The 25,242-nt window shown below is 62.4% G+C and carries 23 protein-coding genes; 6 read left to right on the top strand and 17 right to left on the bottom strand.

What is annotated here, in order from left to right:
• Positions 1–59: 59 nt before the first annotated feature.
• Both HNO52_RS08455 and HNO52_RS08450 read right to left on the bottom strand, forming a co-directional pair.
• On the bottom strand, positions 60–1,409 hold the full coding sequence (locus HNO52_RS08455; RefSeq protein WP_197568700.1) for a cytochrome P450: 1,350 nt from the start codon (positions 1,407–1,409) through the stop codon (positions 60–62).
• Positions 1,410–1,696: 287 nt separating this feature from the next.
• Positions 1,697–3,403, bottom strand: coding sequence for a methyl-accepting chemotaxis protein (locus HNO52_RS08450; RefSeq protein ID WP_197568699.1), 1,707 nt, complete (start codon positions 3,401–3,403; stop codon positions 1,697–1,699).
• Between the two features lie 270 nt (positions 3,404–3,673).
• On the opposite strand from HNO52_RS08450, the gene HNO52_RS08445 reads away from it, so the two are divergent.
• Both HNO52_RS08445 and HNO52_RS08440 read left to right on the top strand, forming a co-directional pair.
• The gene (locus HNO52_RS08445) at positions 3,674–4,315 is read left to right on the top strand and encodes an exopolysaccharide biosynthesis protein (RefSeq protein WP_197568698.1); all 642 of its coding nucleotides are present in this window, start codon (positions 3,674–3,676) and stop codon (positions 4,313–4,315) included.
• A 9-nt stretch (positions 4,316–4,324) separates the two neighbouring features.
• Positions 4,325–5,272 carry a threonine ammonia-lyase gene (locus tag HNO52_RS08440; RefSeq protein WP_197568697.1) on the top strand — a complete coding sequence of 316 codons (948 nt, stop codon included), beginning with the start codon at positions 4,325–4,327 and terminating at the stop codon, positions 5,270–5,272.
• A 28-nt stretch (positions 5,273–5,300) separates the two neighbouring features.
• Here the strand turns inward: HNO52_RS08440 and HNO52_RS08435 are convergent, their stop codons facing one another.
• A complete protein-coding gene (locus tag HNO52_RS08435; RefSeq protein WP_197568696.1) occupies positions 5,301–5,903 on the bottom strand; it encodes a LysE family translocator in 603 nt (200 codons plus the stop codon).
• A 97-nt stretch (positions 5,904–6,000) separates the two neighbouring features.
• Between HNO52_RS08435 and HNO52_RS08430 the strand changes: the two genes are divergently transcribed.
• A complete protein-coding gene (locus tag HNO52_RS08430) occupies positions 6,001–7,398 on the top strand; it encodes an aminotransferase-like domain-containing protein (protein WP_197568695.1) in 1,398 nt (465 codons plus the stop codon).
• A gap of 18 nt (positions 7,399–7,416) precedes the next feature.
• Here the strand turns inward: HNO52_RS08430 and HNO52_RS08425 are convergent, their stop codons facing one another.
• Both HNO52_RS08425 and HNO52_RS08420 read right to left on the bottom strand, forming a co-directional pair.
• Positions 7,417–8,637 (bottom strand): acetate/propionate family kinase, encoded by a 1,221-nt coding sequence (locus HNO52_RS08425; protein WP_197568694.1) that lies wholly within the window; start codon positions 8,635–8,637, stop codon positions 7,417–7,419.
• The gene (locus HNO52_RS08420; protein WP_197568693.1) at positions 8,634–10,055 is read right to left on the bottom strand and encodes a bifunctional enoyl-CoA hydratase/phosphate acetyltransferase; all 1,422 of its coding nucleotides are present in this window, start codon (positions 10,053–10,055) and stop codon (positions 8,634–8,636) included. Before HNO52_RS08420 ends, HNO52_RS08425 begins: the two co-directional genes overlap by 4 nt.
• A gap of 132 nt (positions 10,056–10,187) precedes the next feature.
• Here HNO52_RS08420 and HNO52_RS08415 point away from each other — a divergent pair, with 132 nt between their 5' ends.
• Complete coding sequence (locus HNO52_RS08415) at positions 10,188–10,682, top strand: RidA family protein (RefSeq protein ID WP_332107665.1); 495 nt, start codon at positions 10,188–10,190, stop codon at positions 10,680–10,682.
• A gap of 61 nt (positions 10,683–10,743) precedes the next feature.
• Here the strand turns inward: HNO52_RS08415 and gntR are convergent, their stop codons facing one another.
• The 8 genes from gntR to HNO52_RS08375 all read right to left on the bottom strand — a co-directional run bounded on the left by gntR (position 10,744) and on the right by HNO52_RS08375 (position 18,184).
• Positions 10,744–11,739 (bottom strand): gluconate operon transcriptional repressor GntR, encoded by a 996-nt coding sequence (gntR, locus tag HNO52_RS08410; RefSeq protein WP_197569152.1) that lies wholly within the window; start codon positions 11,737–11,739, stop codon positions 10,744–10,746.
• A 107-nt stretch (positions 11,740–11,846) separates the two neighbouring features.
• The gene (locus HNO52_RS08405) at positions 11,847–12,365 is read right to left on the bottom strand and encodes a gluconokinase (protein WP_232090669.1); all 519 of its coding nucleotides are present in this window, start codon (positions 12,363–12,365) and stop codon (positions 11,847–11,849) included.
• A 27-nt stretch (positions 12,366–12,392) separates the two neighbouring features.
• Positions 12,393–13,676 (bottom strand): TRAP transporter large permease, encoded by a 1,284-nt coding sequence (locus tag HNO52_RS08400; RefSeq protein ID WP_197568692.1) that lies wholly within the window; start codon positions 13,674–13,676, stop codon positions 12,393–12,395.
• 3 nt (positions 13,677–13,679) lie between these two features.
• Complete coding sequence (locus HNO52_RS08395; RefSeq protein ID WP_197568691.1) at positions 13,680–14,270, bottom strand: TRAP transporter small permease; 591 nt, start codon at positions 14,268–14,270, stop codon at positions 13,680–13,682.
• 63 nt (positions 14,271–14,333) lie between these two features.
• Positions 14,334–15,410 (bottom strand): TRAP transporter substrate-binding protein, encoded by a 1,077-nt coding sequence (locus HNO52_RS08390; protein WP_197568690.1) that lies wholly within the window; start codon positions 15,408–15,410, stop codon positions 14,334–14,336.
• Between the two features lie 220 nt (positions 15,411–15,630).
• Positions 15,631–16,716: a serine hydrolase gene (locus HNO52_RS08385; protein ID WP_197568689.1), complete on the bottom strand. Its 1,086-nt coding sequence runs from the start codon at positions 16,714–16,716 to the stop codon at positions 15,631–15,633.
• Positions 16,716–17,822, bottom strand: a complete 1,107-nt coding sequence (locus HNO52_RS08380; protein WP_197568688.1) for a heparan-alpha-glucosaminide N-acetyltransferase domain-containing protein — start codon at positions 17,820–17,822, stop codon at positions 16,716–16,718. Before HNO52_RS08380 ends, HNO52_RS08385 begins: the two co-directional genes overlap by 1 nt.
• A 38-nt stretch (positions 17,823–17,860) precedes the next feature.
• Positions 17,861–18,184, bottom strand: coding sequence for a hypothetical protein (locus tag HNO52_RS08375; RefSeq protein ID WP_197568687.1), 324 nt, complete (start codon positions 18,182–18,184; stop codon positions 17,861–17,863).
• 241 nt (positions 18,185–18,425) lie between these two features.
• Between HNO52_RS08375 and HNO52_RS08370 the strand changes: the two genes are divergently transcribed.
• The gene (locus tag HNO52_RS08370) at positions 18,426–18,896 is read left to right on the top strand and encodes an aminoacyl-tRNA deacylase (RefSeq protein WP_197568686.1); all 471 of its coding nucleotides are present in this window, start codon (positions 18,426–18,428) and stop codon (positions 18,894–18,896) included.
• An 85-nt stretch (positions 18,897–18,981) separates the two neighbouring features.
• Here HNO52_RS08370 and HNO52_RS08365 read toward each other — a convergent pair whose 3' ends face one another.
• The gene (locus tag HNO52_RS08365) at positions 18,982–19,896 is read right to left on the bottom strand and encodes a M28 family peptidase (protein WP_232090667.1); all 915 of its coding nucleotides are present in this window, start codon (positions 19,894–19,896) and stop codon (positions 18,982–18,984) included.
• Positions 19,897–20,188: 292 nt separating this feature from the next.
• On the opposite strand from HNO52_RS08365, the gene HNO52_RS08360 reads away from it, so the two are divergent.
• Entirely contained in the window at positions 20,189–21,310 is a 1,122-nt protein-coding gene (locus tag HNO52_RS08360; RefSeq protein ID WP_197568684.1) for a site-2 protease family protein, read from the top strand.
• Between the two features lie 25 nt (positions 21,311–21,335).
• Here HNO52_RS08360 and HNO52_RS08355 read toward each other — a convergent pair whose 3' ends face one another.
• The 3 genes from HNO52_RS08355 to HNO52_RS08345 all read right to left on the bottom strand — a co-directional run bounded on the left by HNO52_RS08355 (position 21,336) and on the right by HNO52_RS08345 (position 25,191).
• Entirely contained in the window at positions 21,336–23,321 is a 1,986-nt protein-coding gene (locus HNO52_RS08355; protein WP_197568683.1) for a sensor domain-containing diguanylate cyclase, read from the bottom strand.
• A gap of 150 nt (positions 23,322–23,471) precedes the next feature.
• On the bottom strand, positions 23,472–24,587 hold the full coding sequence (locus HNO52_RS08350; protein WP_232090665.1) for a methyltransferase: 1,116 nt from the start codon (positions 24,585–24,587) through the stop codon (positions 23,472–23,474).
• Between the two features lie 67 nt (positions 24,588–24,654).
• Positions 24,655–25,191, bottom strand: a complete 537-nt coding sequence (locus HNO52_RS08345) for a hypothetical protein (protein WP_197568681.1) — start codon at positions 25,189–25,191, stop codon at positions 24,655–24,657.
• Between the last annotated feature and the right edge of the window lie 51 nt (positions 25,192–25,242).

Below are 25,242 nucleotides of genomic sequence, written 5' to 3'. Positions count from 1 at the left end.
TGCTGGCATGACAGCTCTCTCACCTAGACTTCCTGCGTTCACATAGGATGCCGCGCGGATTAACGGCTGGCGACCCTGAACGCCAAGTCGTAATTGTTGAGCAGCGGCGGCATCGGCCTGCTGCTGAGCAGGCGCGCTGGCGGATCCAAGCGGTACTCCCGCCCCTGAAGTAGCCTGGAGAGCATGAGGCTGGTCACCAGCAGTACCACATGCCGACCGGGGCAGATACCGCTGCCACCGCTGAACGGAACCATCGGCCAATCCCCTGCCCCGCCCGGCTGCAGCCAGAGGTCGGGCTCGAACCGATTGGCATCGTCCAGGTAGCGGTCGTCGCGGTGGAAGTAGGGAGCCAGCAACAGTACCGAAGTTTCTGCCGGCATCGTGCCGTTCTCCCATTCGGTCTCTTCGGTGGTCTGGCGCAGCAGCAGAGGCGTGGTGGGCCACAACCGCAGCGACTCGAGCACACAAGCGCGCAGGAAGTCGAGCTTGGGCGCTCGCCCAAGCTCGTGCTCGGCGATCTCGGCCTGGGCTCGCTCGGCCTGATTGGGATGCGCAGCCAGCAGCGCCAAGGCACGGAAAGTGGTCATGCCGGCAGGGTCGAAGGCGAACAGGTATTGCGGTACCTGATGCTCCGGCTGCGTGACGGCGTTGGTCGAAGCCTGTGCAACCTCGGCGGCCAGGCTGCCCGCCTCTCCCCGCTTCAGGTAGGTACGGAGACGCTCGTGAAAGGTATCGCGTAGGCGATCATGCCCCGGATGCAGGAAGGCCCAGTTGCCGGCGGAGCGAAGCTTCTCCAGCATCTCGGTCAAGGCTCGGTCGTCACGCGCGGTATCGCCCAGCACCACGCGGCGCACCACGCGGTTCCAGGTTGCCTCGAACATGCCCCAGTCGAGCTTGCCACGGTGTCGTTCGACGCCGGTGAGCAGTTCGCTGGCTTCCTGCTCGACAACCTGGGCAAAGCGCGACCCCAGGCCGTGCACGGGGCAACCGCTCTGCAATACCTCTTCATTGAAGCGGCGGCGCTCGGTGCGTTCGGGGCCGTGGGAAATCAGCGCCATGTCGGGTTCGAAGTGCTCGAGGGCTTTCTGCTTGGCCCATTCGGCGGTGGCGAAGGGCTCGGGCGTCTCGTTGAGCACGCGGTTGGCGTGGTCGGGGTCGAGCACCAGCGCCATAGGCTTGCCCTTGGGAGTGTTCAGCATCAACGGGCCAGGACCGTACTTCTCGTTGAGCTTCTGCAGGCGGCGGATGCTGCGCTTGTCCAGGCCAAGCTTCTCCACCATGCCTACCGCCATGGGGCGACGAATGATTACGCCCTTGGCGATGCTGGGAGCGAAGACATTTCCCATCACCGCCAAGGTCTCGCCCACGGTTGCCGTAGGCAAGCTGCCATGTACCGAATCCCTAGTCATGCTGCGCTCCTTATGCGATCCTTCATGGCTCGCAGTCTAGTCACGCAACATGCTCCAAGCTTTTGAATATACAAAAATTCACAGGCTGCCTGGCGTCAAGGCGCTTGTGGCAATACTAGCCCGTCGCTGTGCTCGGGATCGTCACCTATGGGGCGCTGGCGGGCGCGCTCGATCGGTTGGTGACCATGATGGCTGCCGAGGTTACAGCCTCTCTTCACAGTTCGTTAGCCCTCAAATAAGAAGAGCCGCATTGTGCGGCTCAAGGTAAAGCATCTGCTGGCCTGGCGTCAGAACTCGCTCCAATCCTCTTCGGCCGTTGAACTCTGGCGAGAACGCGACGGCTTGGGATCGGTCAGTCGAACGAGCTGATGCGGTGCTTTCTCTTCCGCCTTGCCGCCTCGTGGCTCAGCACCGGATTGGCGATCATTCCGTGCCGTCGTCGAGGTGGCCTGCTCGTCGACGCGGAAAGTGGCGATCAGCGCGGCGAGGCGGCTGGCCTGCTCTTCCAGCGAGGCAGCAGCGGCACTGGTTTGCTGCACCAGCGAGGCATTCTGCTGGGTAACCGAGTCCATCTCGGTCAACGCCGTGTTGATCTGTTCGATACCGCTGTTCTGCTCCCGCGTGGCGGTGGAGATTTCGCCCATCAGGGCGCTGACCTGACGAATCGATTCGACGGTTTCGTTGATCGTCTCGCCGCTGCGCTCGGCCTGCTCGGCACCGCTGGCCACCCGGGTCGTGGTGTCCTCGATCAGCTTGCGGATCTCCTTGGCGGATTCTGCGCTGCGGCTGGCCAGGGAGCGCACTTCGCTCGCCACCACGGCGAAGCCACGGCCCTGTTCCCCTGCCCTGGCTGCCTCGACCGAGGCATTCAGTGCGAGAATATTGGTCTGGAAGGCAATCGAGTCGATCACGCCGATGATGTCGTTGATGCGCCGGGCGCTCTCGGCGATTTCGCGCATCAACAGCACGGTGCGCTCGACTTCCTGACCGCCGGCCTCGGCTGTCTTGGACGCCGCGGCGGAAAGGCGGTCCGCCTCTATCGAGGTATCGGTGTTCTTGCTGACGGTAGAGGCCATCTCCTCCATGCTGGAAGCGGTTTCCTGCAGTGCCGATGCCTGCTGCTCGGTCCGCGATGAGAGGTCCTGGCTGCCCGAAGCGATCTCGCCGGCGCCGGTGAAGACGTTCTCACTGCTTTCGCGCAGCGAGACCACCAGTGTCTTGAGCTTCTCCTGCATACGGCCCAGAGCGCTGTACAGCTGGCCGATCTCGTTGCGACCACGATCTTCGATACGTGCGGTCAGGTCGCCATCGGCGATACGCTCGAAGTGGTCGATGGCCTCGCGCAGCGGGGTCACCACCACACGCATCAGAGCAACGCGAATGAGGAAGGCGGCCACCAGCGCCGCCACCAGCAATGCTGTGGCCGTGATCGCCACGCGCCGATCCAGGGTCTCAATTGCCTCGATATCGTTGTGGGCGCGCTCTTCGATGTAGTGGATGAAGGCATCCATGGCCTGGTCGAGCTGCGCACCTAACCCGGCCAACTGATCCTGGCTGCGTTGGACCTGAAACGGTGCGGCGTCCAGCAGCGGCACCAGGCCCTCGTTGACGAGCGCCTCGTAAGCTTCGGTAATCGCCACTACGTATGGCGTGCGGGTATCCGCGGGATCGAGAGGCAATTCGCCAAACTCGGCGAAGCGCAGCTGTGCCGTTTCAATCGCGGCCGCTGCAAGTTGCTGATTCTCACCCGCCTTGTCCGGGTTGCCTTGGGTGCTCAGGCTGGCGTAGCGGTCCAAGAAGGTCTGCGCCCGCAATACGTTCACCTGGGCACGGTTGGCCGTGTCGGCCAGCTTCATGTTGGTTTCTGCCAGTTCGTGCAGAGCCGCTTCGCCCTTGGCATTGGAGTAGAACCCCAACCCGCTGATCAAGCCGATCATCAGCACCAGGACCACAAGTGCTGCTGTCAGGCTCCATTTGATGGATACATTCTTCATCGTTAGCCCCTTGCATGGTGCGTTTTGGCTTTTTTGATTTTTTTGATTTTTCTCTATTTCAATCGGCAAAAGAGTCGGAAAGTTGAGGCATGAGAGGAGCGCAAAGCCGACTTTTGGCTAATTGCATTGTTGTATGGATAGAGAAAATAGGAATAAGCACATTTACTTTGGCTCGCCATTAGCAGCGACAAGCATGACCAGGCGCATAAACGCTATGCTGTGAACCGACAGGAGTCTGTACAAGACAGGGATGAGCCAATGAGAGAAAGGATGCAGGCCCCACGAGATATAGAACCGGTTGAGCCCACAGCGGATCCGGATGAGCCCGCAACGGAACCGCACAATCTCGTCGAGCTGATGCGCGCCATAGAATCCATTGATACGCCGTCGGGACGAATCCGCTTCGACGAGGTGCTCGATGCCATCGGCCGGCGTGCATTCGGCCCGTTGCTGCTGCTGGCTGGGCTGGTCACGCTGATGCCCATCGTCAGCGGAATCCCGGGCGTGCCTACGCTGATGGCCTTGTTCACACTGCTGGTCTGCGGGCAACTGCTCGCCGGCCGACGCACCTTCTGGCTGCCGGGCTGGCTGCGCAATCGCACGCTACCCAGCGACAAGGTACACAAGGGGCTCAAATGGATGTATAGGCCGGCCCGGTGGGTCGATCGCATGCTGAACGCCCGGATTACTTTCATGACCGGCAAACAGGGCATACGCCTGACCGCCTTGGCGTGCTTCGTGCTGGCCCTGGCCATGCCCCCCATGGAGCTGATACCGCTGACGGTAAACATCGCCGGCGTGGCCCTGACGCTGTTCGGCCTGGCGATCATGGCTCGAGACGGGCTGCTCTCGATCCTCGCCTTCATCATCACCGGCACCAGCCTGTTCGTCATTATTTACAATTTGCTGTAGGAGTGGCCCATGCTTGCGCTCGAACGCCTGCAGTCCGCCCAGCGCCTCATTGCCGACACCCTGCCACCCACGCCGCTGGTCCTCGATCATGTCCTGTCGGACCAGCTCGGTCGACGAGTGTGGCTAAAGGGTGAGCTGTTCCAGCGTACCGGTTCGTTCAAGGCCCGCGGCGGCCTGCACTGGGTGCGCACCGCCAGCCGAGGGGAGCTGGCCGGCGGCCTGGGCGCGGTGTCGGCGGGTAATCACGCCCTCGGGCTAGCTTGGGCGGCGAGCCAAGTCGGTGTGCCGGTTACGATCGTGATGCCCGAGAACGCCAGCCGGTTCAAGGTGGATGGCAGTCGCAAGCTGGGCGCCGAGGTAATCCTGCACGGCGATATCAATGCCGCCTGGGAGCGGATGCATGAGCTGGTGGCAGAACGTGGCCTGACCTTGGTGCACCCCTATGACGACGAACGCATCATTGCCGGCCAAGGTACCGTCGGGCTCGAGATCCTCGAGCAGGCACCCGAGGCCACGGCCATTCTCTGCCCGGTGGGCGGCGGCGGCCTGATAGCCGGCATCGGCTCGGCCGCCGCTGCGCTGCGCCCCGAGCTGGCCGTGATCGGCGTGGAGCCCAGTGGCGCCGCCAGCATGGCGCAGGCCTGGGCCCAGGGCGCACCCTCACGGCTGGAAAAGGTAGATACCTGCGCCAAGAGCCTGGCAGCCGCCATCGTCGGCAAGCACACCTACCCATTGTGCCGCGAGACCACCCGGGCCCTGGTGCAGGTCGACGATGCCGCCATCGGCCGCGCCATGCATCACCTGCTCTACCAAGCCAAGCTGATGGCCGAGCCCGGCGCCGCCGTGGGTGTGGCCGCCCTCTTGGAAGAGTCGATCGCGCTGCCGCCCGAAGGGGATGTCGTCGTGGTAATTACAGGCGGCAACATGAGCCGCGACGAGCTGGAACCGTTTCTTTGATTGCAGCTCGTCGCGGCTGGTCGTCGCATCACGCCAGAATGAAGTAGACGCAGGCTGCGGTGAGCCCGCCCATGGTCCAGTTGAAGATGCGCCAGGCGCGTGGGGTGTCGAGCCACTGGCCGATGGCCATGCCGAAGCCCGCCCACAGCGCAATGCAGGGCAGCGCCACCAGTTCGGCAAAACCGGCCAGCATCAGCGCATTGACGAAGGTGTCGCCCCCCTCGGGCAGGAAACCTGCCATCAGCGCCAGGCCCATCACCCACGCCTTGGGGTTGGCGAACTGGAACACGGCCGCCTGCCAGAAGCTCAGAGGCTTGCCCTCACCCCGTACGCGCAGATCAGGCGGCGGTGCCGTGGCAATCTTCCAGGCCAGATAAAGCAAGTAGGTGCTGCCTAGCACCCGCAGGGCCAGTTGCACCGAGGGGTAGCGCTCGAAGATCAACCCCAGCCCTAGGGCTATGCCGGAAAAGAGCACGAAACAGCCCCCCAGAATACCGAAGATGTGCGGCAGAGTACGGGTAAAGCCATAGTTGGCGCCCGAGGCCGTGAGCATCACGTTATTGGGGCCGGGAGTGATGGTCATCGAAATCATGTAGAGGGCCGCAGGCCCGAGTAACGCCACAGCTTCCATGTCATTGAACCCATACAATTAAGAAGCTTGATTGGATAGTGCGCACAATTGTCAGCATAATGAGTCCAGATATTCCGTCAAAGGTTTTATTGTCACCATGACAATGTGGATTCCACAGCTTGCCGAAGATGGCGTTCGCTACCGCGCCATTGCCGACTCCATCGCCATGGCCATTCAGGCCGGCGAACTCTCTGCGGGGCAGAAACTCCCCCCGCAACGTCGGCTGGCCGACCGCCTTGGCGTTACCGTCGGTACGGTGACCCGGGCCTACGCTGAAGCCGAACGCCATGGCTGGGTGACCGCACGGGTGGGCAGCGGCACTTTCGTGCGTGGCACCGCGACCGCTTCAGGCCAGGATTTCCTCGCCAGCCGCCCCGTTGAAAAAGGGATCATCGACCTCAGCCTGAGCCTGCCGCCACCGCATCCGATGCGCGCCGCCAGCCTGGGACGCGTACTGCACGAAATCGCTGAGGACGACCAGCTGCTGCAGCGTGCGGTGGAATATCAGCCGGATCGTGGCGTGCCCGAACACCGCGAGCGGCTGGCTGCCTGGATGTGCGAACTGGGCATGCCTGCCGATCCCGAGTCTCTGGTCGTCACCCAGGGCGGACAGCACGGTATCAGCCTGGCGCTGCAAGCCCTGGCACGGCCTGGCGAGCGCATCGCCGCCGACGTGCTCACCTACCCCGGGCTGATCAGCGCTGCGCGTCAGGCACACCTGAAAATATCGGGTGTACCGATGGAAGATCAGGGCATGGACATGGACGCCCTCGCCCGGCTCTGCGCACAACAGCAGCCACCAAGGCTGGTCTATGTCACACCGGACCAGAACAATCCTACCGGGACGCCGCTGAGCGAAGCCCGCCGTGAACGCCTGGTGACGCTGGCACGCCGCCACGATTTCTGGATCGTCGAGGATGGTGTGCAATACCTGCCCGAGTCGGAGCGTGGCACGCCGCTCTATCGCCTGGCACCGGAGCGAACCCTTTTCATCTTCAGCACATCGAAGGTTCTGGCCGGCGGGTTGCGTATCGGCACCCTGATGGCACCACCCATGCTGCGCGAGCGATTGGGGACGACGCTGCGCGCCCAGAACTGGATGGTACCGCCCCTGATGGTCGAGGCGGTGTGCCGCTGGGTGGCCAGCGACGATAGCCGCGCCCTGCTCGATTGGTTGATTCAGGAACTGGGCGAACGCCAGCAGTTGGCACGACTGCGTCTGGCCGGCTACACCACTAGCGGCAGACTCCACGGCAACAATCTGTGGCTGCCGCTTCCCGAAGGGCTGCGCAGTGCGGTCCTCGTCGAAGCGCTGGCGCAGCGCAATGTGCTGGTGAGCAGCGCCGAGCCCTTCTGCGTGGGTAGCGAACCCGCACCCCAGGCACTGCGGCTTTGTCTCAGCGCCGCCGCCTCACGCGAGGCACTGACCCAAGCGCTCGACACGCTGGCCGAACTGCTCGCCGAGCCCCCCGCCGCGCCGTGGCAAACACTATAGGTCGTGGGGGCCTAATGATTAACGGGCCAGCTCGGCGGCGGTGTACCAGGCGAGCATGCGCTCCTCGTCGGTGGGAATGACCCACAGCCCGAGCCGGCTGTCGGCGGTGGCGATATCGCTGGCGTGGGTGGCGTTGGCGTCGGCATCGAGCCGAGCGCCGAGCCACTCGCAGCCCTGCGCCACGGCGGCGCGTACCGGGGCGGCGCGCTCGCCGATGCCGGCGGTGAAGACGAGATGGTCGAGCCCACCCAGCGCCGCCGCTAGACTGCCGATCTCGCGCACGATGCGGTAGACGAACAGCTCAACGGCTTCCGCCGCCTCGGGGGCCTGGCTGGCCAGCAGCTCGCGCATGTCGCCGCTGATGCCGGACACGCCGAGCAGGCCTGACTCCTTGTAGAGCATGCGCTGCACGGCTTCGGCGGACATCCCCTCCTGCAGGATCAAGTGCAGCACCAGGCCGGGATCGAGGCTGCCGCTGCGGGTGCCCATCATCAGCCCCTCCACGGCGGTGAAGCCGGTGGTGGCGGCCACGCTCCTGCCATCGCGTAATGCGCAGAGGCTCGCCCCGTTGCCCAGATGGGCGATGATCGTGCGTCCGCCAGGCACAGCCTGGCGATGCTGCGGCAGCACCTGCTCGGCCAAGGCGCGGCTGACGTAGTCGAAGGAGAGCCCATGGAAGCCGTAGCGGATTATGCCTTTTTCACCATAGCGACGCGGCAAGGGGAAGCGCTGGGCTACGCACGGCTGGTGGGCATGAAAGGCGGTATCGAAGCAGGCGACCTGAGGCAGCGTCGGGCGCAGCCGGGCTAGCGCCCGCACGGGCGCCAGGCCATAAGGCTGGTGCAACGGCGCCAGAGAAACCAGCCCTTCCAGCTCGCCAAGGTTCTCTTCATCGAGGCGCACAGGCTCGCGGTACTGCGCCCCGCCATGAACGATACGATGACCTGCGCCACGGATATCACCCAGCGCCGGGTTTGCGTCGACCCACTCCAGCAGGCGCGCCAAAGCCTCGTTGTGATCCAGGGTAGGCGGCACGTCGCGCAGCATGGCGCCGTGTGCAGGGTCCATGCTCTGCTCGAAGCCCTCCACCAGCTCCACTTGCGCCCGGTTGCCGAGCCCCGAAAATTGGCCGCGGCAACGTAGCTGCATGGCCATGGGGCTGACGGCGTAGGCGGCATCGAACAGGGCGAACTTGAGACTCGAGGAGCCGCTGTTGACGATCAGGAGTTCCCCGCTCATGACCACCCGGCCTTCTTCTGCTGCTCCGCCACCAGCAGCGCCAAGGCGCAGGAGGCCATGCGCGTAATGGCATCGTCGGCACGGCTGGTCAACACGATGGGCACCCGTGCCCCCAGCACCAGCCCGGCCCCGGTGGCGTCGGCCAGGTAGGTGAGCTGCTTCATCAGCATGTTGGCCGATTCCAGGTCCGGCGCCACCAGGATATCGGCCCGACCCGCCACCGGCGATACGATGCCCTTGGCTGCGGCAGCTGCTTCGGAAACGGCATTGTCGAAGGCCAGCGGGCCGTCGAGCACGCCGCCGTGAATCTGCCCGCGCTCGGCCATCTTGCACAACGCGGCGGCCTCCACGGTCGAGGCGATCTTGGGATTGACGGTTTCCACCGCCGAGAGGATCGCCACCTTGGGCAACTCGTTGCCTACCGCATGAGCCAGCTCGATGGCGTTCTGTATGATGTCCTTCTTGTCGCCAAGGGTCGGGTAGATATTGATTGCCGCGTCGGTAATGAACAGCGGCCGAGGATAGGTTGGCACGTCGAAGGCCATCACGTGGCTCAGACAGCGCTCGGTGCGCAAGCCGGTGTCGCGCTTGACCACTTCGTGCAGCAGCTCTTCGGTATGCAGCGCTCCCTTCATCAGCGCCTCTACCCGCCCGGCACGAGTCAGTGCCACGGCCTCGGCGGCCGCAGCATGGCTGTGCGGCACGTCGATGAGTTCGAACTCGGCAATATCGATTCCGGCGGCTTCGGCGGCAGCTTGCACCCTGGCTTTCGGGCCCACCAGCACCGGGCGGATCAGCCCTTGGCGCGCCGATTCATAGGCCCCCATGATCGAGGCCTCGTCTACCGGGTGTACCACCGCCATGCTCACCGGTGCGGGATGCTCGGCGGCGCTGAGCATCTCGTGCAGGCGTGCCCGCTCGGCAAGCCGTATCCGCGGCAGCACGGCGCGCGGCCGGCTCACCTTCTCGGTGGGCGCCTGCACTTCTGCCTCGCCCTCGATGACGGTTTCACCGTTCTGGTTAGTGCACAGGCATTCGAAGGTGATGCGCTTGTGCTGATCATCCTTGCGCTGGGCGCGTACGCTGACTCGCAGCACGTCGCCGAGACGCACCGGTTTGCGAAAGCGCAGGGTCTGGCCCAGGTAGATGGTGCCCGGCCCGGGCAACTCGGTACCCAGCACGGTGGATATCAGCGCCCCGCCCCACATGCCGTGGGCCACGACCTCCTGGAAGCGGGTGCTCTTGGCGAAGTCGTCGTCCAGGTGAGCCGGATTGATATCGCCCGACATGATCGCGAAGAGCTTGATGTCGTCGAGGGTCAGCCGCTTCTCGAGCGATGCCGAATCACCAACCCGTATCTCGTCGAAGGTCCTGTTTTCTATATGGCCGTTATCCGTCCCCTGCCCTTGACTGTCCATGCGCTAAGCCTTGATCGATAGTGAGATGGATCGAGCGGCGTCGAATACTGCAACGCAACAAACCTCAGCCGATAGCATCGGATACGCTCCCGACGAAGGCAAGCGCTTGCACCCCTTGAGCGAGACGCCACAATGAATGAGACGACAACCCAACGAGGCCCAGCCGCTATGCATCGCTTCCTCAACGATCCGACGCTTGCCGTTCCGGTCTTCCCGGGCAGTCACATCGCGATGGATGGCCATTACCTCTTTCTTTCCGGCTTGACGGTGACCGACATCCAAGGCGGTGAGGCCGTACTCGGCGACATCGCCGAGGAGACACGCTGGGTGATGCGCCGACTTTCGCGCATGCTGGAATACGCCGGTGCCTCGATGGCGGAAGTGGTACGCGTGGACATTCATCTGACCAATCTAGACACCATCCACACCATGGACGCCGCCTACGCCGAGTTCTTCGAGAACCACAGCTACCCAGCACGCACCTGCACCGAGTCACCGCGCCTGAGCGGCGGTGCCAATGTCGAGATCACGTTGATGGCGCGCCAGCCGGCCGAGCAAGCCTCTCGATACGAAACGCAGCGCGAAGAAACCATAGCAAACGGCAGCGACGAATCTAACGCCACTTGAGCTTGCCTGCCTACGTGCCACTGGCTAGCGCTATAATCGTCTACAGCCCGCTGCAGGCACATCAAAGCGTCATGCCAGGCTCGATGGTATAGCCCAGATCTATGACCGGCTCTTCCAATGCTCCGCCCTGGATACGCCGAAGCAGCTCGCTCGCGGCACGTCTGCCGATTGCCTGGCGTGGGGTAACCACGCTGGCCAGCCTCGGCGTCATCACCTGCCCTACGTCATGGCCGTGAAAGCCGGCGATGGCCATCTGCTCAGGCACTTTGACACCACGCCGCAGGCATTCGAAGTAGGCCCCCACCGCGACGTCGTCATTGGTACAAAAGATGCCGTCGGTATCGGGGTGCTGCGCGAGAATCTCGCCTAACAGCGCAGCCCCAACAGAGTAGGAGGAGCGCTGGCTGCGCTGCAAACTCAGCGGCACCAGTCCTTGCTCCTCCATGGCCTGGCGGTAACCCTGCTCGCGCTGCCGGGTTCGCGAGTCGAGACGCACGGCGAGGTAGGCGATCCGACGCCGGCCACGGCGGATCATTTCGCTGACCATATCGTGGGCGGCACGTACATTGTCGAAGCCGATAGACTGCTGCAGTGGCGGGGTCAGCGAATCCATGATCTCTACGATAGGAATGCCAGCCGTTTCGAGCATTCGGCAGGTACGCGCCGTGTGGTAACTGTCGGAAAGGATAACGCCATCGACGTTATAGGAAAGCAGCGAGGCCAGGCTGCGCTCTTCCAGATCCTGGCTGTAGCCGTAGTGCGAAAGCATCAGGTGATAGCCCAGCGGCTCGGTAACCTCCTCGATGCCCACCAGCACGTCAGCGAATACCTGATTGGTCAGTGAGGGCACCAGCAGGCCGATTGAGTGACTCGTGGCGCGCGAAAGGAGATCGGGGGCTCGGTTGGGAATGTAACCGACCTGCTCCGCCACGCTGAAGATACGCTCGCGCAGGCCTTCCGATACGGTCGTGGGGTCGCGCAGGCAGCGACTCACGGTCATCTTGGTCGCCCCGACCCGGTCGGCGATGTCCTGCAGTGTCGGTCGTTTCTTCTTCACGGTGCCCCACTGGCGGCTGATAATACTGGCGCGTGCCAATGGCACCCGCCAACATGATACCGGAGTCGCCGCGCCCGTGCCGTTGACGCTATCTCAAGGCTCAGGGATCACCGGCGAATATCCGGCAAGGCTTCCAGGAAATTTTCGACAATCGCCTCGGGCGTATCGGAGATGCTGCACACCACGGCCTCGGCCTCACCTGGAGGCTCGAGGTCGCGGAGCTGACTATCGAGCATCGCCTCGCCGCGAAAGAAGTGCTCCTCCCGCGCGGCCAGGCGTTGGCGCAACTCATCGCGCCGCCCTTCGAGAAACAGGAAGGCGAGCTCGGAGTCGCCGCGCCGCAGAAGTTCGCGGTAGCGCTGCTTGAGCGCAGAGCAGGCCAGCACCAGTGAGGCATCGCGCCGTCGGTGATCGCCGATCAATCCCGCCAGGGTTTCCAGCCACTCGCGGCGATCGTCGTCGTCGAGCGGGATACCGTTGGCCATCTTGTCGACGTTGGCCGGCGAATGGTAGTCGTCGCCATCGATGAAGGCGACGCCCAGTCGGCTGGCGAGCAAGGCGCCAATGTGCGACTTGCCCGAGCCCGACACTCCCATCACCACGATGCGGTGTGTGCCATCCTTCACGTGACCTCCGGTTGTCAGTTGCCGCACTCAGTTTCCACGGACTGCGGCCATATCGGGCAGCCAGGTCACGATCCCGGGGAAGGCGATCAACACCACCAGTACCACCAGCAATGCGGCATAGTACGGCAGCATTGCCCTGACCAATTGCTCCATGCTGACCCGACCGACACCACAGCCCACATAGAGGCAGGTCCCCACTGGCGGCGTCAGCAGGCCGATACCGAGGATGAAGGCCATCAGCACGCCGAAGTAGACCGGGTCGACCCCCACCGAGGTGACGATCGGCGTCAGCATCGGCGCCATGATCACCATCGCCGGGGTCAGGTCCATCACGAAGCCCACCAGCAATAGCAGGCCGGCCACGATCATCAACAGCCAGAATGGCTCCTGGGTGATCGCCTGCACTTGGCGTACCAGGGTCTGCGGCACCATGTTGATGGTTAGGAACCAGGCTATGACGGTAGCGAACGCCAGCAGCAGCAGCACCATGCCGGTCAACCGTGCGGTGCGAATCAACATGCCCCACAGCTCGCGGGGGTGGAATTCGCGGTACACCGCCAGCGAAATGAACAGTGAATAGAGCAGTGCCGCCACGGCTGCCTCGGTGGCGGTGAACACCCCGCCGAGAATGCCGCCGATCACGATCACCGGCAGCACCAGTGCCAGCCAGGCGGCCTTGAACGCCTGCCACAGGCGACCCAGTTCGAATTTGCGAGTCTGCCCGGCGTGCTCGATGCTGGCCATGATGAAGGTGGTCACCATGAGCGCAAAGCCGATCAGCAGGCCCGGAACGATGCCGGCGATGAACAGGCGGCTGATCGAAGTTTCCGTGACGATGCCGAACAGGATCAGCGGGATTGAAGGTGGAATGATGATACCGATCACCGAGGAAACGGTATTGATCGCGGTGGCATGCGGGGCGGAATACCCCTGCTGCTTCATCGACGGGATCATCATCGCCCCGGTGGCGGCGGTATCGGCTACCGCCGAGCCGCTGATGCCACCGAAGAACATCGAGCCGGTAATCGCCACCTGACCGAGCCCGCCACGCATGAAGCCGACCAGCGCGCCGGCGAGTTCCATCAGTCGGCGGGCGATACCGCCGTTGCTCATCACCTCGCCCACCAGGATGAAGAAGGGGATGGCCAGCAGCGGGAAATTGTTCACGCCACGAATCGACTGCTCGATCAGGATCGACAGCGGAATGTCGGAGAGCACCGCCATCACTACCGCAGCGATGCCAAGGCCGAAGGCGATAGGCAGCCCGATGATGATGGACGCGAACAGGATGGCAAGGAAAATCCACAGCATGGGTCAGTCTCCCGCTTGCCGAACGGCGGCTTGAGGGTCGCGGATGAAACGCAGGCATAGCCAGGCGCGCCACAGGGCCACCGCAACGATGAACAGCGAACACAGCACCAGGGAGACATTGATCAGATTCCACGGTACACCGAGGATGGCGGTACGGCCGGTGGAGCGTGACATCACCAAGTAGCCACCCCAGATGATGATGCTCATCAGGGAAGCGATGATCAGGTGCTGGAGCAGAAAAAGGGCATAGGCGGCACGCGGCTTGAGCCGTCGCACCAGGAAATCCACTGCGATGTGCTCATAGCGGGCAAAGGCCGCCGCGGCACCGATGAAGATCAGCCAGATGAACAGCATGCGTGCCAGTTCGTCGGCCCATGGCAACGAGCGGTTGAACATCGAACGGCCGATGACATTGGCCGATACCGAGACAATCAGGGCCACCAGAATCACAGCGATCAGGTGCTCCATGGCCATGGTCAGCCAGCGAAAGGCCGCCGGACCACGGCGGCCCTCGACGTCGAGTTCCAGTGGTTCACGATTGGGGTCGTCGAGATAAGCGCCGGGATCGGCCGGAGGTTGATTGGGCGTGGTCATGCAGCGCTCCGCGCAGGGCAAGGGGAAGCCCCCCTGCCCTGCCATATCGGTCTGAGGGAAGGATTACTGGCTGGAGGAGGAGTCGACGATTCCCTGGATCTCGGCGATCAGGTCTTCACCGATCTTGGGAGACCATTCGTCGTAAACCGGCTGCACGGCTTCCTGGAAAGCGGCGATCTGCTCGTCGTCGAGACGGGTGATCTGCATGCCCTTCTCTTCGAGTTGCTCGCGCGACCAGTCGTCATACTCGGTAGCCAGCTGGATCTCGTACTCGGCCGACTTACGCGCCGCTTCCTGCACCAGTTCTTGATACTCGGGCGCCATGCGCTCCCAGGTACGCTCGGAGATCATCATGATGAACGGGGTGTAGACGTGGCGTGTTTCGGAACCGTAGTCCTGCACTTCGTGGAAGTTGGAGGTAAGAATGGTGCTCCAGGGGTTCTCCTGACCATCCACGACCCCCTGCTCCATGGCCGAGAACAGCTCACCGAACGCCATCGGCGTGGGGTTCGCGCCCAAAGTTTTCCAGATCGACAGGTGAACCGGGTTCTCCATGGTACGAATGGTCAGCCCACTCACGTCGAGGCCGGCCACATCTTCGGGCGATTCTACCGGGCGTGCGCTGTTGGAGAGCTGGCGGTAGCCGTTCTCGGAAAAGGCCAGAGCCTTGATACCGGAACCTTCGAAACCGTCGAGCATCTGCTGGGCGGTATCGCTCTGCATGACGGCAACGGCCGCCTCCCGATTCGGCAACAGGAAGGGCAAGTCGAACACCGCCAGTTCCTCGACATAGGTAGTTGCCGGCGATGATGAGGGATAGGTCATGTCCAGCGAACCGGTCTGGAGCATTTCCATCATTTGCACATCATCACCCAACTGGCTGTTGGGGAAGATATCGACAGTAATGCGCCCATCGGTGCGCTGCTCGAGAATATCGGCAAAGTACTGGCTGGAGAGGTACTGCGGCGAACTCTCGGCCAAGCCGATACCCATGCGCAGGGTATGGCTGCCGTGGTCGCCCACTACCTCGCCATCGATGGCAGGCGGATCGGAAAGGTCGGGGCTCTGAGCATAGGCAATGCCCAGGGAAAGGGTAGCAGCACCGGCTAGCGTGAGGGTGTTGCGCCAGATGGCGGTCATGGCGGACTCCAGTCGATTTATCGTTGTGAGTTGGCACATCGTCGCGTCTCCCCGACGGCATGGAAGCCTTTCGGGGGTCGAATGCCGGCAGATTGTTACCGGTAACATCCGATGTTTGAAGGCTAGACATGCGCCGCTGGGCTGTCAATCTCGAACACGGCAACGGCAGTTATACGTTGGTCGTATAATCAGCTTGCCATCCCGCTTGAACCAGTTCCGTTCAATTCCCGAACGCTCCTGCCTCCCTTACGGCGCGGCCCACCGCAGCCAGCATCTGCTCGTTGCGGACCAAGTCGAGCTCGCCGCGCACACAGGCCACGATCACCACGCGGCGGGCGTTATCGCCCTGCCCCTGCGTGGCGATGCCTGCATCGCAAGCGAGCCGATGCTGGGTGCCGGTCTTGTGGGCCAGGCGGATGTCGCGCCCCAGGCCGGCCCCGAGCCGCCGCTCTCCACTGGTGGTACGTGACATTACCGCGAGCAGCTCGGCGGTGACACCCGGTCCGAGCGCCCTGCCCAAAGCCAGTGCTGCGAGCACATCGGCGAAGGCGTCGAGCCGACCGCTGTTGAGTTCGGTGGCGTAATAGCGCCGGAAAGCCTCGTCGATACTCGGCGTCAGCAGCTCTTGCGGGATCAGGTCGAGACGTCGAAGGAACCATGCCAGCCGTTCACTCGCGCCACTGCGCTTGCGCAGCTCGATGAAATCCATGCCGCTCAGGCCGAAGGCTTCCGGATGAAGGTTGGAGTAGGCATGACGACGCACGTCGACCAGGGTAGTGATCGGTCCCATTTCGCCAGCTGGCGTGAGGCTGCGCGCCCGTTCATTGATCCTTTCCAGCCCCAGATGTCGCATCAGCATGTCGCTTGCGGTGTTGTCGCTGAAGACCAGCATCGATTCCAGCAACTGACGCAGCGTGAGTGTGCTACCCGGCGTTGCCCAGTTGGTGGATCCGGCACCGTCGACATAGTCGCTACGTGCGAGCGTCAGGCGCTCCTCCAACGCCGTATCCCCGACTTCGACCCGGTCCATCAGCTCGATTGCCACCAGCACCTTGACCAGCGAGGCCAGGTACCAGAATTCTTCGTCGCGCCAGCCGTAGCGCGCCCCCGTTTGGAGATCACGCACGTGCACCCCGAGTTCGCCGTCGAAACCGGCTTCGAGCAGCGCCAGCCTGGCTTCCAGGCGTTCCCCCCAGGGCGGATCCACCCAGGCCTCGACATTCTCCGCCCAGCCGGGCTGGGCAGCGGCCAACGACGGTACCGCCATGGCCGCCAGCATCAGCGCGCGTGCCAATCTCCTACCCATTATCGACTCAGCTCTCTGAAACGGCGTATCAAGGCGATCCAGCCCGCAGTGAGAAGTATCAAGCCAAGGCCGATGCCCAGCACCTGCGGATAGCTGTAGACCTGCCAGGCACCCAACAGCAAGCGCAGCACCAGGAAGATCGCCACGATATGGAAAATGAAGGCACGCAGGGCATCACTGCCGATCACGGTAAGGGGCTTGAGCCAGAGGGATGCAGACCGGCCACCCAGCAGGCAGAGTGCCATGATGACCAGCGCTCCGCCGGTGCTGAACAGCATGAAGGGCACCGCCGGCGGGTGTTTGCCGTCATTCCAGGCCACGGCCATCAGCATTTCGTAGGATTCAGGGAATGAAAGCGTAGCGAAACCAGCCAGGGACAGCACCCCTACTCCAGCCAGGCACGCCACCAGGCGCCGACGGCTAGCCGGCTCGCCATACCAACGCAGGATGGCCTCCCCGATCAGCAGGCCCATCATCACCAATGGCAGCCGCGAGAGCTGACCCCAAGTGTAATGATCGGCATCCTCGACCAGGAGCGCCTTGAAGATTTCGCTGCCCCAGAAGTGGAAATGACGTTCGAGCATTACCGAAATAATGCCCACCGCTATCGGCGCAAGCAGCCGCGACCACAGCGACATGCGACACCATAACGGTAGTACCCACGGCAGCCATAGCAGCGCCAGGGCGTAGAAGCCGAGGATCTCGACCCAGATGGCGAAGCGCTGATAGAGCAGCGCATCGAGAATGTCTTCGGGTGGGAAGAGCGGCAGCATTTCGACGATGGTCAGCGCCTTGTACCAGAACAGCACCTCAAGGCCGCGCAGCATCAGCTTGCGCCGCCGCTGCGGCCAGTCAGGCGTGCCGACCTTGGACAGGAAGGCCACCGCCAGGGCGATACCGAACACCATGATGAACAGCGAGGAAGAGAACTTGGTGATGAGATGGACGGGTACCATACCCCAGTCCGGCACTTGGCGAAGACCCAGCAGACCGCTGACTGAGTGACTGAGGATCATCAGGGCGATGGCGATACCGCGAGCCAGGTCGATGGCCTCAACTCTGGCGGGCAATGACGGCAACAAAGGCCGTTGGCTAAGCCCGATCATGGCGGCTCCCTCGCTGCGACTCGTTTCCTTGCTCTAACCTAGCGGCCTCCGGCCGGCTCGATGCTCTCCAGGGTCAAACGCCGCCCTTTGCTGGGAGAGTACTCGAAATCGCCGACGACGCGCACCGTCTCGCCCAAGTGGGGGGCGATCGACTCGTGAGGAAATATCTCCATCCGGTTCAGGTCCTCGTCCTCGATCCAGTAATGCAGGGGATCCTCGAAATGTCGTACCGTTCCTTGGGTGGCCACCCGCGAACCGTCGAGCTGCTCGGCCTGGTTGACGAGCACCGCCAGGCTCGCTTCACGCGACTCGCTCGTGGTATCCCCACAGGCCGCAAGAGCCAGCAGGGCCATCCCGGCCATGACACCCAATCGTTTTGCCTTCACTGCGACATCGCCTGACCAACCAATCCAGGATACTCAGACACAGTATGGCTAGACGAGCGCCTGCATGCCCGATTGCTTATCAACGCAACGATCCTGCCAGTGCCGTACAAAACTCTCACCCTGCCCATTGCGCGCTATGCTGATTAAGCTAGGACACACCGCCGCAAGGAGGCACTTACCCGCGTACGTCGGCCGCCGTGCCGAGGGAGACAGAGCCATGGCCATTCCGGCAACACTTCGGGAATACTTGAGAGCCTGTGACATCGATTACGAGGAGGTCCAGCACCCCCATGAAGTCAACGCCAGCCGCGTTGCCCAACAGTCCCATATTACTGGCGAGCAGCTTGCCAAGGCGGTCATGCTGCACGGCCGTTCGGGCTATCGGCTCGCCGTTCTGCCCAGCAGCTGTGATGCCGACCTGGACAGCCTATCCCAACTCTTCGACGAACCGATGGAACTAGCCACGGAAGACGAGATCATCAGCCGCTTTCGCGACTGCGACCCCGGCGCCACGATACCCGTCGGGCAAGCGTACGGGCTGCAGGTCTATGTCGATGACATGCTGCGCCACCAGCCCGACATCTATTTCGATGCCGGCGATCACGAAACGCTGCTTCACATGAGCGGCAATGAGTTCGAAAAGCTAATGGGCAACAGCCCACACTGTCAGTTCAGCCGTCACCACTAGCGCGCCGGGAGATGCCTGACGCACTCTCCGCTCGCCACTCCGGGTCTCGCCAGCGGCGAGGCCCGTTTCCTTGCAGCGAGCTGGCTCATCGCCCGGCCATCGCTTCGAGCGTGCCCGCCAGCGCCTCGGCAAGCCTGGCCATGGTGGTGTAATCGAGGCGATCATGGGTGTCGCTAGGGCCGTGATAATAAGGGTTACGGAAATTAGCGGTGTCCGTCAGCATCATGGCGGGAATATCGCTCTTCCAGAAGGCCCAATGGTCCGATCGGCGTATGTCGGCCAACAGCGGGGGCGCCGTCAGCCCTTCGGAGGGAACCTCGGCGTGGCGACGAAACGCACCAATGGCACGGTGAAGCAGGCGGCGCGACTCCAGATTGCTGACGAAGGCGAGGAAGTTGCCCCTGTCGGGATAGAAATGGTCCAGCGGGAAGGGATACGCCTGGCTATTGGGCTCATCCCTGAAGTAGCCGAGCATCTCCAGCGAGATCATGCCCACGATATCCATCCCCTCGGCACTGGCCTGCCGGACGTAGTGCAGGCTGCCCATGGCCTTGCTGCCGAATAAGGGAAGCTCCTCGTTGACGAACGCCACCAGGCGCAGGGAGCGGTCGAGTTCGGCATCCTGCAGGAGACGCGCCAGTTCGATCAACACGGCCACCCCGGAGGCATTGTCGTCGGCGCCCGGGCTTCCGCGCACCGTATCGTAGTGCGCGCCGACTACCAGCACCTCGTCTGCCATTTGCTCGCCAGGCAGGATCACCTCGATGTTATGAAACATCCGGCTGCCGGCCGGCACGGCTTGACGCCGTGGCAGATGCCCAGCCGCCTGGAAGGATTGCTCGATATAATCGCCTGCGGCCTGCAAGGCTTCCGGCCGCCAATAATGGCGTTCACCGATCCTCTCCGACAAAGTCTGCACATGGGAGTGGAGACGTTCGCGCAGAGCCTCGCTCTGCTCCCCCAGCGCTGCTGGTTCACCGCGGAAAGAGGTTCCCGGCATGTACAGCATCAGCCCGTACCCTCCCGCAAGTGCCATCAGCGCAAGCAGTGTAATTGCACCCAGCAGTATCGTCAGGAGCGAGCGTCTGTGTCTCACCGTTCGGTCTGTATTAAGCTCCCGTATCCCATGCATTCGATCCGACTGCATCTCCCCTCCTTCCCTGGAGACCTACCTTCCTAGGAAGATAGGCGCGTGGGGGAGCCCTGAACAGCGATTTCCCGCTCAGCCACCTGTTCTGCTTGGCTTGGACCAGCCAGAGCAGTCAAACTGAGCCAAAAAGGGAGGGTTGTCGATGTTCAAGTCCGTACTGGTCATCGGTCATTTCCGCGGCATTCGCCTGGAAGTCCACATCAGTTGGCTGATCATCTTTGCCCTTTTGCTGACCACAATGAGCGCAGGATTTCAGAACCAATACCCTGAGTGGACTATCACCACCGCCGTGACCACTGCCTTGGTGACCGCCCTTTTGTTCTTTTCTTCTATCGTTGCCCATGAACTGGGTCATAGCCTCGTGGCGATTCGCCGGGGCGTTCTCGTCACCGCCATTACCCTGTTCATCTTCGGTGGTGTCGCCCAGATGACACGCGACCCGGACAAGGCGGATGACGAGTTCTGGATCGCCATCGCCGGACCCATTGTCAGTTTCCTCCTGGCGGGAGCGTTCGGTCTGCTCGCGGCACTGACCAGCCACTGGTATCAGCCCGTTCCCGTTGCTCTGGGCTGGCTATCGACGATCAATCTGCTGGTTGCCATTTTCAACTTGATTCCCGGTTTTCCCCTCGACGGCGGGAGAGTCTTACGGGCCGTCGTCTGGAAGCTGACCGGTAACGCCAGAAAAGCAAATGAAACAGCCTTCGCCAGCGGCAAGCTGGTCGCCTACGGCTTGTTCGGGCTGGCCGTCTGGAACATGGTAGGTGGCAATCTCGTCGGCGGCCTGTGGATCATGCTCATCGCCTGGTTCCTGCTCAACATGACTCAGGCCCAGGGCCGTATGTACATGTTAAGAGAGCGTCTGGCCGGCGTGCGGGCACGTGATCTTGCCGAAGCCGACGTCCCCTTGGTGGATGCGCAACGCCCTGTCGAGGTGTGGCTGTCCCAGGATGTGCTACCTTCCGGCCGCCGGGCTTTCCTGGTCGGTAGCGATACCTCCCATGTGGTTGGACTGGTATCGCTCAGCGATGCGCGCCGGGTCGAACAGGCGCAGTGGCCAGGTACCCGTGTCGCTGACATCATGACACCGGTCGACAAGCTGTATCACGTCGCTCCCGGCGCCAAGGCCGACGAGATCCTGCAACTGCTCAACGAGCACGGTCTGAACCAGATCCCGGTCATGGAGAACGGCCATGTCAGCGGTTGGATCGACCGTCAGCGCCTGTTGCGTACCATCGAGATCCATCTTGAAGTGAAACGCTGAGAGCCATTGCGGCTGCGCGAGTCGGCTACTGCACCTGGCGCCTCTCGACGCTGTCATTGAGTGGCTCTGCGAGACATACCTGGTTGCGTCCGTTGGCCTTGGCACGGTAAAGCGCTTCGTCGAGTCGCTTGTAGCATTGGGTATCCGTCTCGTCGGGATCCAGCTCGGCAACTCCGAAGCTGCTGGTAATACAGGGAGCAGGAGCGAAGTCCTCCTCTTCGACCGCCCGACGCAGGCGCTCGGCCAGCGTTGCAGCGCCAGCCAACGGTGTGCCTGGCAACAGCAGCATGAATTCCTCGCCGCCCCAGCGGGCCAGGACGTCCACTTCACGCAGCAGCGCATGGCAGGTGCGCACCAACTTTGCCAGCACCATATCGCCTACGCTGTGGCCGAAGGTATCGTTGACGCGCTTGAAGTGGTCGATGTCGAACATGACCAGGCTCAAGGGGCGGCCATCACGACGAACCTCCTGCCGCTCGCGCCCCAGCAGGTCGATGAAGCGATTACGGTTGAATGCACCGGTCAGCGGGTCGTGGCCGGCATGGTATTCGAGCTCTGCCTGATAGCGCTTGGCCTGGCTGATGTCACGCATGATGGTGGCGATGCTTTCGACCTTACCGCTCTCGTCACGGCGGGTGATGATCAGCTGCGAGACGGGAACTTCACCATCGCAACCCAGCACGGCCGTCTCCGCATACCAATGGCCGTGTTCGATGGCATAAGGGATGCCCTTCTCCTGGATCAGCCGACGCGCCCATAGCGGGTGCGCGGCTATCAGCGCTTCCGATAGCGCTTCGGGTAAAACGCCCAGTTGCTCACGACCCGCCTTGTTGAGATAGACGACTCGCTGGTCGGCATCGACGATCGAGACGATATCCGGCGATGCGTCCAACAGATGGGTCAACCTGTCCTGATTGGCCTGAGCGGCATGCCGCGCCGTCACGTCCTCGACGATACCGCTGTAATCGATACTGCCGTCCACAGCGGTCTTGCGATAGGCGGTAACCTCGGCATGGATGGAGCGCCCCTTGAGGGTGCGCAAGCGTAGCGGTCGTCGGATCACGGCACCATCCTGCGCGAGATCATCCATGAACTCGTGGATTTGCCTGGGGCATTCGTAGAGCGAGGTGATCGGGGCGGCAAAAAGTGCCTGGCGTGAGTCCGCTTCGAAGATTCGCAACATGGCGGGATTGGCGGCAGTAAATCGTCCTTTCGGCCCTGCCGTATGGCGATAGATGCCTACCGGCAGGTCGTGGAACAGATCGTTGTAGCCCTCCAATTGGGCGCAATAGCGCTTCTCGTCAGTAACGTCGACGACAATCGAGTGCAGGTATTCCCGGCTTTGAAAATGTACTGGTCCCGAATAGACACGAACATCGCGTACCTCGCCATTGGCCAGGCGATGGCGGAACTCAAAGAAGAGCTGTTGGCAGGTCTTCGCCCTCGCCATGCTGGCACGCACCTCGGCACTGCTCTGGCAATTGATGTCGGTGATTTTCAGTTGCTTGAGGGCATTTAGCGAATAGCCATAGAAAGACACGGCAGCAGCATTGGCGTCGACGATGCGTCCATCGACAGGGTCGATCAACATCTTGATCGCCGGGTTGGTATTGAACATCTGCTTATAGAAGGGCTCGCTGGCCGAGCGTGAGCTCTCCGTCAGCGGAACCAGTGTCAGTTGGCATGCCTCCTGCTGTTGCCAAGTGGCACGGCCCGGCAACGCCTCGAAAGGAGGCTTACCTGCGACGCCCTGGCATGCGACGCGGATTTCAGTGAGCTCCGACTCTGCCAGCGCGGCCTCGAGTGCGTGCCGATCGACATCACCAAGAAGCGGCAGTAGTGGCTGGTCCACGATACCATCGGAAAGCCCGAAATAACGGCGGGCAGCAGCGTTGGCATAGAGCAACCGCCACTCCTGCTGATCGCGAGCGACCAACACAGGTAGGGGAAGCACATCGAGTAGACGGCTCAGGTCGTCATCGCCCGAGGCCGTCGAATTACCTTCGTCCACAGCCGGTACCCTTGCGTATCGACGCCTTCGCCAGAATCGCCAAGGACCGTGAGTGTCCAGGAATCTGAAACAAGCGTCTTATAATAGTCGTTCTATTTAGCGGCAGGTATGGCCTGAGCCTAAAACAGGATATGACCTACTACTTACAGATTAGGCCTTTCTGGCACGAATTAACAGATTCCGCGGGGTCAATTTCGAAGCGCAGAACGTCCCGACTTCCGCCGTATACCCGGCCTCTAACAACAGGAAAAATCGATCCATGACCAACCATGTCTCCAACGGTCGCCGAAACAGGTGGCGTACCAGTTCCAGACGCTTTACCTGGGCCTGTCGCTGCCAGCCTGACCGTTCATAGAGCGTCAGATCGAGCGAGTCAGGTATATCGATCCCCTTAAGATTCGCTGCCCATCGGCAGAAGGCCTCGAACCGCTCGGGCAAGCGGCCATAAGCCAGGCTGGGTACCGGCAGGTAGACATCCTCGCCGCGTAACTCCCGCTGCAACTCATCGAAACCCAGCCGCCAGGCGTTGGCCTGCTCACGGCGTAGGCGCACTCCTCGTGGTGCGGTGACGGTTTCCTGCACCGCCAGGGCCAGGTCGCTACGCTCGAGATGCAGCGAATGCCTGTCACACAGCTCGCGCCCTCGCCGCGAAACGGGACGATAGTCGGCTTCACGAGTACGGTGATAGCAGCACGGTGCAAGGGTAATTGCGCTACCCGATGCCGCAGCCAGATCGAGCAGCCGCAAGTGCAGGTCACCGCAGGCATGCAGGGCGACGACATGGGTCTGCGCAGTGAGATAGCGGCCGGTTTCCATTGCCATGACGTCCTGCTGTTTCATGCGCACCGGGGCCAGCTGTGCCGCCGCCAGGCGCCGCCCCTCCTCGCACAGCGACGCCTGCCACTCCAGGGCAATGACCTCGGCGGCATGGCAGTGGGCGAGTGCCCGGGACAGGTGTCCCTTGCCAGCACACCAATCCAGCAGGCCATCTTGCGGGGCCACGTGGAGGTGCCGAGTGAAGGCCTCGATCTGTTTCCATTTACGGCCGCCCACATGCTGCGCCCAGGCTTGCTCCATTGGCATGGCCTTGACAGTGAGCGGCGCCAGGCGCACCAGTTCGGCCAATTCGGCAACCGGAAGCCAGTTTCTCAGCGGCGAGTTCTGCCAAGGGTTGGCCTGCAGACGCTCCACCTGGAGATCGTCCAGCCCCAGCAGAACATCGACCAGTTCCGGATAGGCCTCCTGCCAGGGAGGTCGACGATACATGAATGGCGCCGGACGCCAGAGCGACTGACACTCGGCCAGCAATGACGAAAGGCGGAAAAAACGTTGCTCAATACTCGATACGGGATGCTTCGGCATCGAACTCCACCGATATGCCGATACCTTCGTCTACAATGGCGGCTTCACCCAGCTCTTTCTGCAGGGCCAGGATTCCTTCCACTCTGCCCATTACGTGAGCCTGGCTTCCCTGCACCTCGAAGGTATGCAGCTTCAGGTGCACGCTGGCGTTGTCTGACGTGAACACCGGAGGCATGGTAGTTGCGCCGATGGGATGCAGTACGTCGAACTTCGTCACTTCTCCCTCGACCAGCGTGATGCTGAGCGAAAGCGAATCTCGTACCCGCCAATCATCCTCATCGACGAAGCCGACCAGGTCGATCTGAATCTGGTCGCCAAGTTCGGCGAAAGTGGCATTGGAGTCGGCGTCCTGGCTCACGATGAGCCATTCGCGCTCCTCTCCGTCCAGCAGGCCAACCATATTGCCGATGATCTCGGGCTCTTCCGGTGCAGCGGCAGCGGCTGGGACGGCCATTGCCAACAGTACTATTGGCCCTAGCCACCCCCAAAGTGTGCGTTTCCGCGTCATGCTCCCCCCTCGCCATCGGCCCGGCTCGCCTGAAGCCGTTCGGCGGCCATT

The sequence above is a fragment of the Halomonas sp. MCCC 1A13316 genome (genome assembly GCF_014931605.1).
GTDB lineage: Bacteria > Pseudomonadota > Gammaproteobacteria > Pseudomonadales > Halomonadaceae > Halomonas.
This window is presented reverse-complemented; position numbering and strand designations above follow the sequence as displayed.

Excerpts from the sequence above, each read along its gene's own strand:
- HNO52_RS08375 (WP_197568687.1), bottom strand. The coding sequence starts at position 18,184 with ATGGCCGGGATGGCCCTGCTGGCTCTTGCGGCCTGTGGGGATACCACG.
- HNO52_RS08370 (WP_197568686.1), top strand. The coding sequence starts at position 18,426 with ATGGCCATTCCGGCAACACTTCGGGAATACTTGAGAGCCTGTGACATC.
- HNO52_RS08420 (WP_197568693.1), bottom strand. The coding sequence starts at position 10,055 with ATGGACAGTCAAGGGCAGGGGACGGATAACGGCCATATAGAAAACAGG.
- HNO52_RS08415 (WP_332107665.1), top strand. The coding sequence starts at position 10,188 with ATGAATGAGACGACAACCCAACGAGGCCCAGCCGCTATGCATCGCTTC.
- HNO52_RS08445 (WP_197568698.1), top strand. The coding sequence starts at position 3,674 with ATGCAGGCCCCACGAGATATAGAACCGGTTGAGCCCACAGCGGATCCG.
- HNO52_RS08380 (WP_197568688.1), bottom strand. The coding sequence starts at position 17,822 with ATGATCGGGCTTAGCCAACGGCCTTTGTTGCCGTCATTGCCCGCCAGA.
- HNO52_RS08455 (WP_197568700.1), bottom strand. The coding sequence starts at position 1,409 with ATGACTAGGGATTCGGTACATGGCAGCTTGCCTACGGCAACCGTGGGC.
- HNO52_RS08395 (WP_197568691.1), bottom strand. The coding sequence starts at position 14,270 with ATGACCACGCCCAATCAACCTCCGGCCGATCCCGGCGCTTATCTCGAC.
- HNO52_RS08390 (WP_197568690.1), bottom strand. The coding sequence starts at position 15,410 with ATGACCGCCATCTGGCGCAACACCCTCACGCTAGCCGGTGCTGCTACC.
- HNO52_RS08425 (WP_197568694.1), bottom strand. The coding sequence starts at position 8,637 with ATGAGCGGGGAACTCCTGATCGTCAACAGCGGCTCCTCGAGTCTCAAG.
- HNO52_RS08360 (WP_197568684.1), top strand. The coding sequence starts at position 20,189 with ATGTTCAAGTCCGTACTGGTCATCGGTCATTTCCGCGGCATTCGCCTG.
- HNO52_RS08430 (WP_197568695.1), top strand. The coding sequence starts at position 6,001 with ATGACAATGTGGATTCCACAGCTTGCCGAAGATGGCGTTCGCTACCGC.
- HNO52_RS08350 (WP_232090665.1), bottom strand. The coding sequence starts at position 24,587 with ATGTATCGTCGACCTCCCTGGCAGGAGGCCTATCCGGAACTGGTCGAT.
- HNO52_RS08450 (WP_197568699.1), bottom strand. The coding sequence starts at position 3,403 with ATGAAGAATGTATCCATCAAATGGAGCCTGACAGCAGCACTTGTGGTC.
- HNO52_RS08365 (WP_232090667.1), bottom strand. The coding sequence starts at position 19,896 with ATGCCGGGAACCTCTTTCCGCGGTGAACCAGCAGCGCTGGGGGAGCAG.
- HNO52_RS08440 (WP_197568697.1), top strand. The coding sequence starts at position 4,325 with ATGCTTGCGCTCGAACGCCTGCAGTCCGCCCAGCGCCTCATTGCCGAC.
- HNO52_RS08400 (WP_197568692.1), bottom strand. The coding sequence starts at position 13,676 with ATGCTGTGGATTTTCCTTGCCATCCTGTTCGCGTCCATCATCATCGGG.
- HNO52_RS08345 (WP_197568681.1), bottom strand. The coding sequence starts at position 25,191 with ATGACGCGGAAACGCACACTTTGGGGGTGGCTAGGGCCAATAGTACTG.
- HNO52_RS08435 (WP_197568696.1), bottom strand. The coding sequence starts at position 5,903 with ATGGAAGCTGTGGCGTTACTCGGGCCTGCGGCCCTCTACATGATTTCG.
- HNO52_RS08385 (WP_197568689.1), bottom strand. The coding sequence starts at position 16,716 with ATGGGTAGGAGATTGGCACGCGCGCTGATGCTGGCGGCCATGGCGGTA.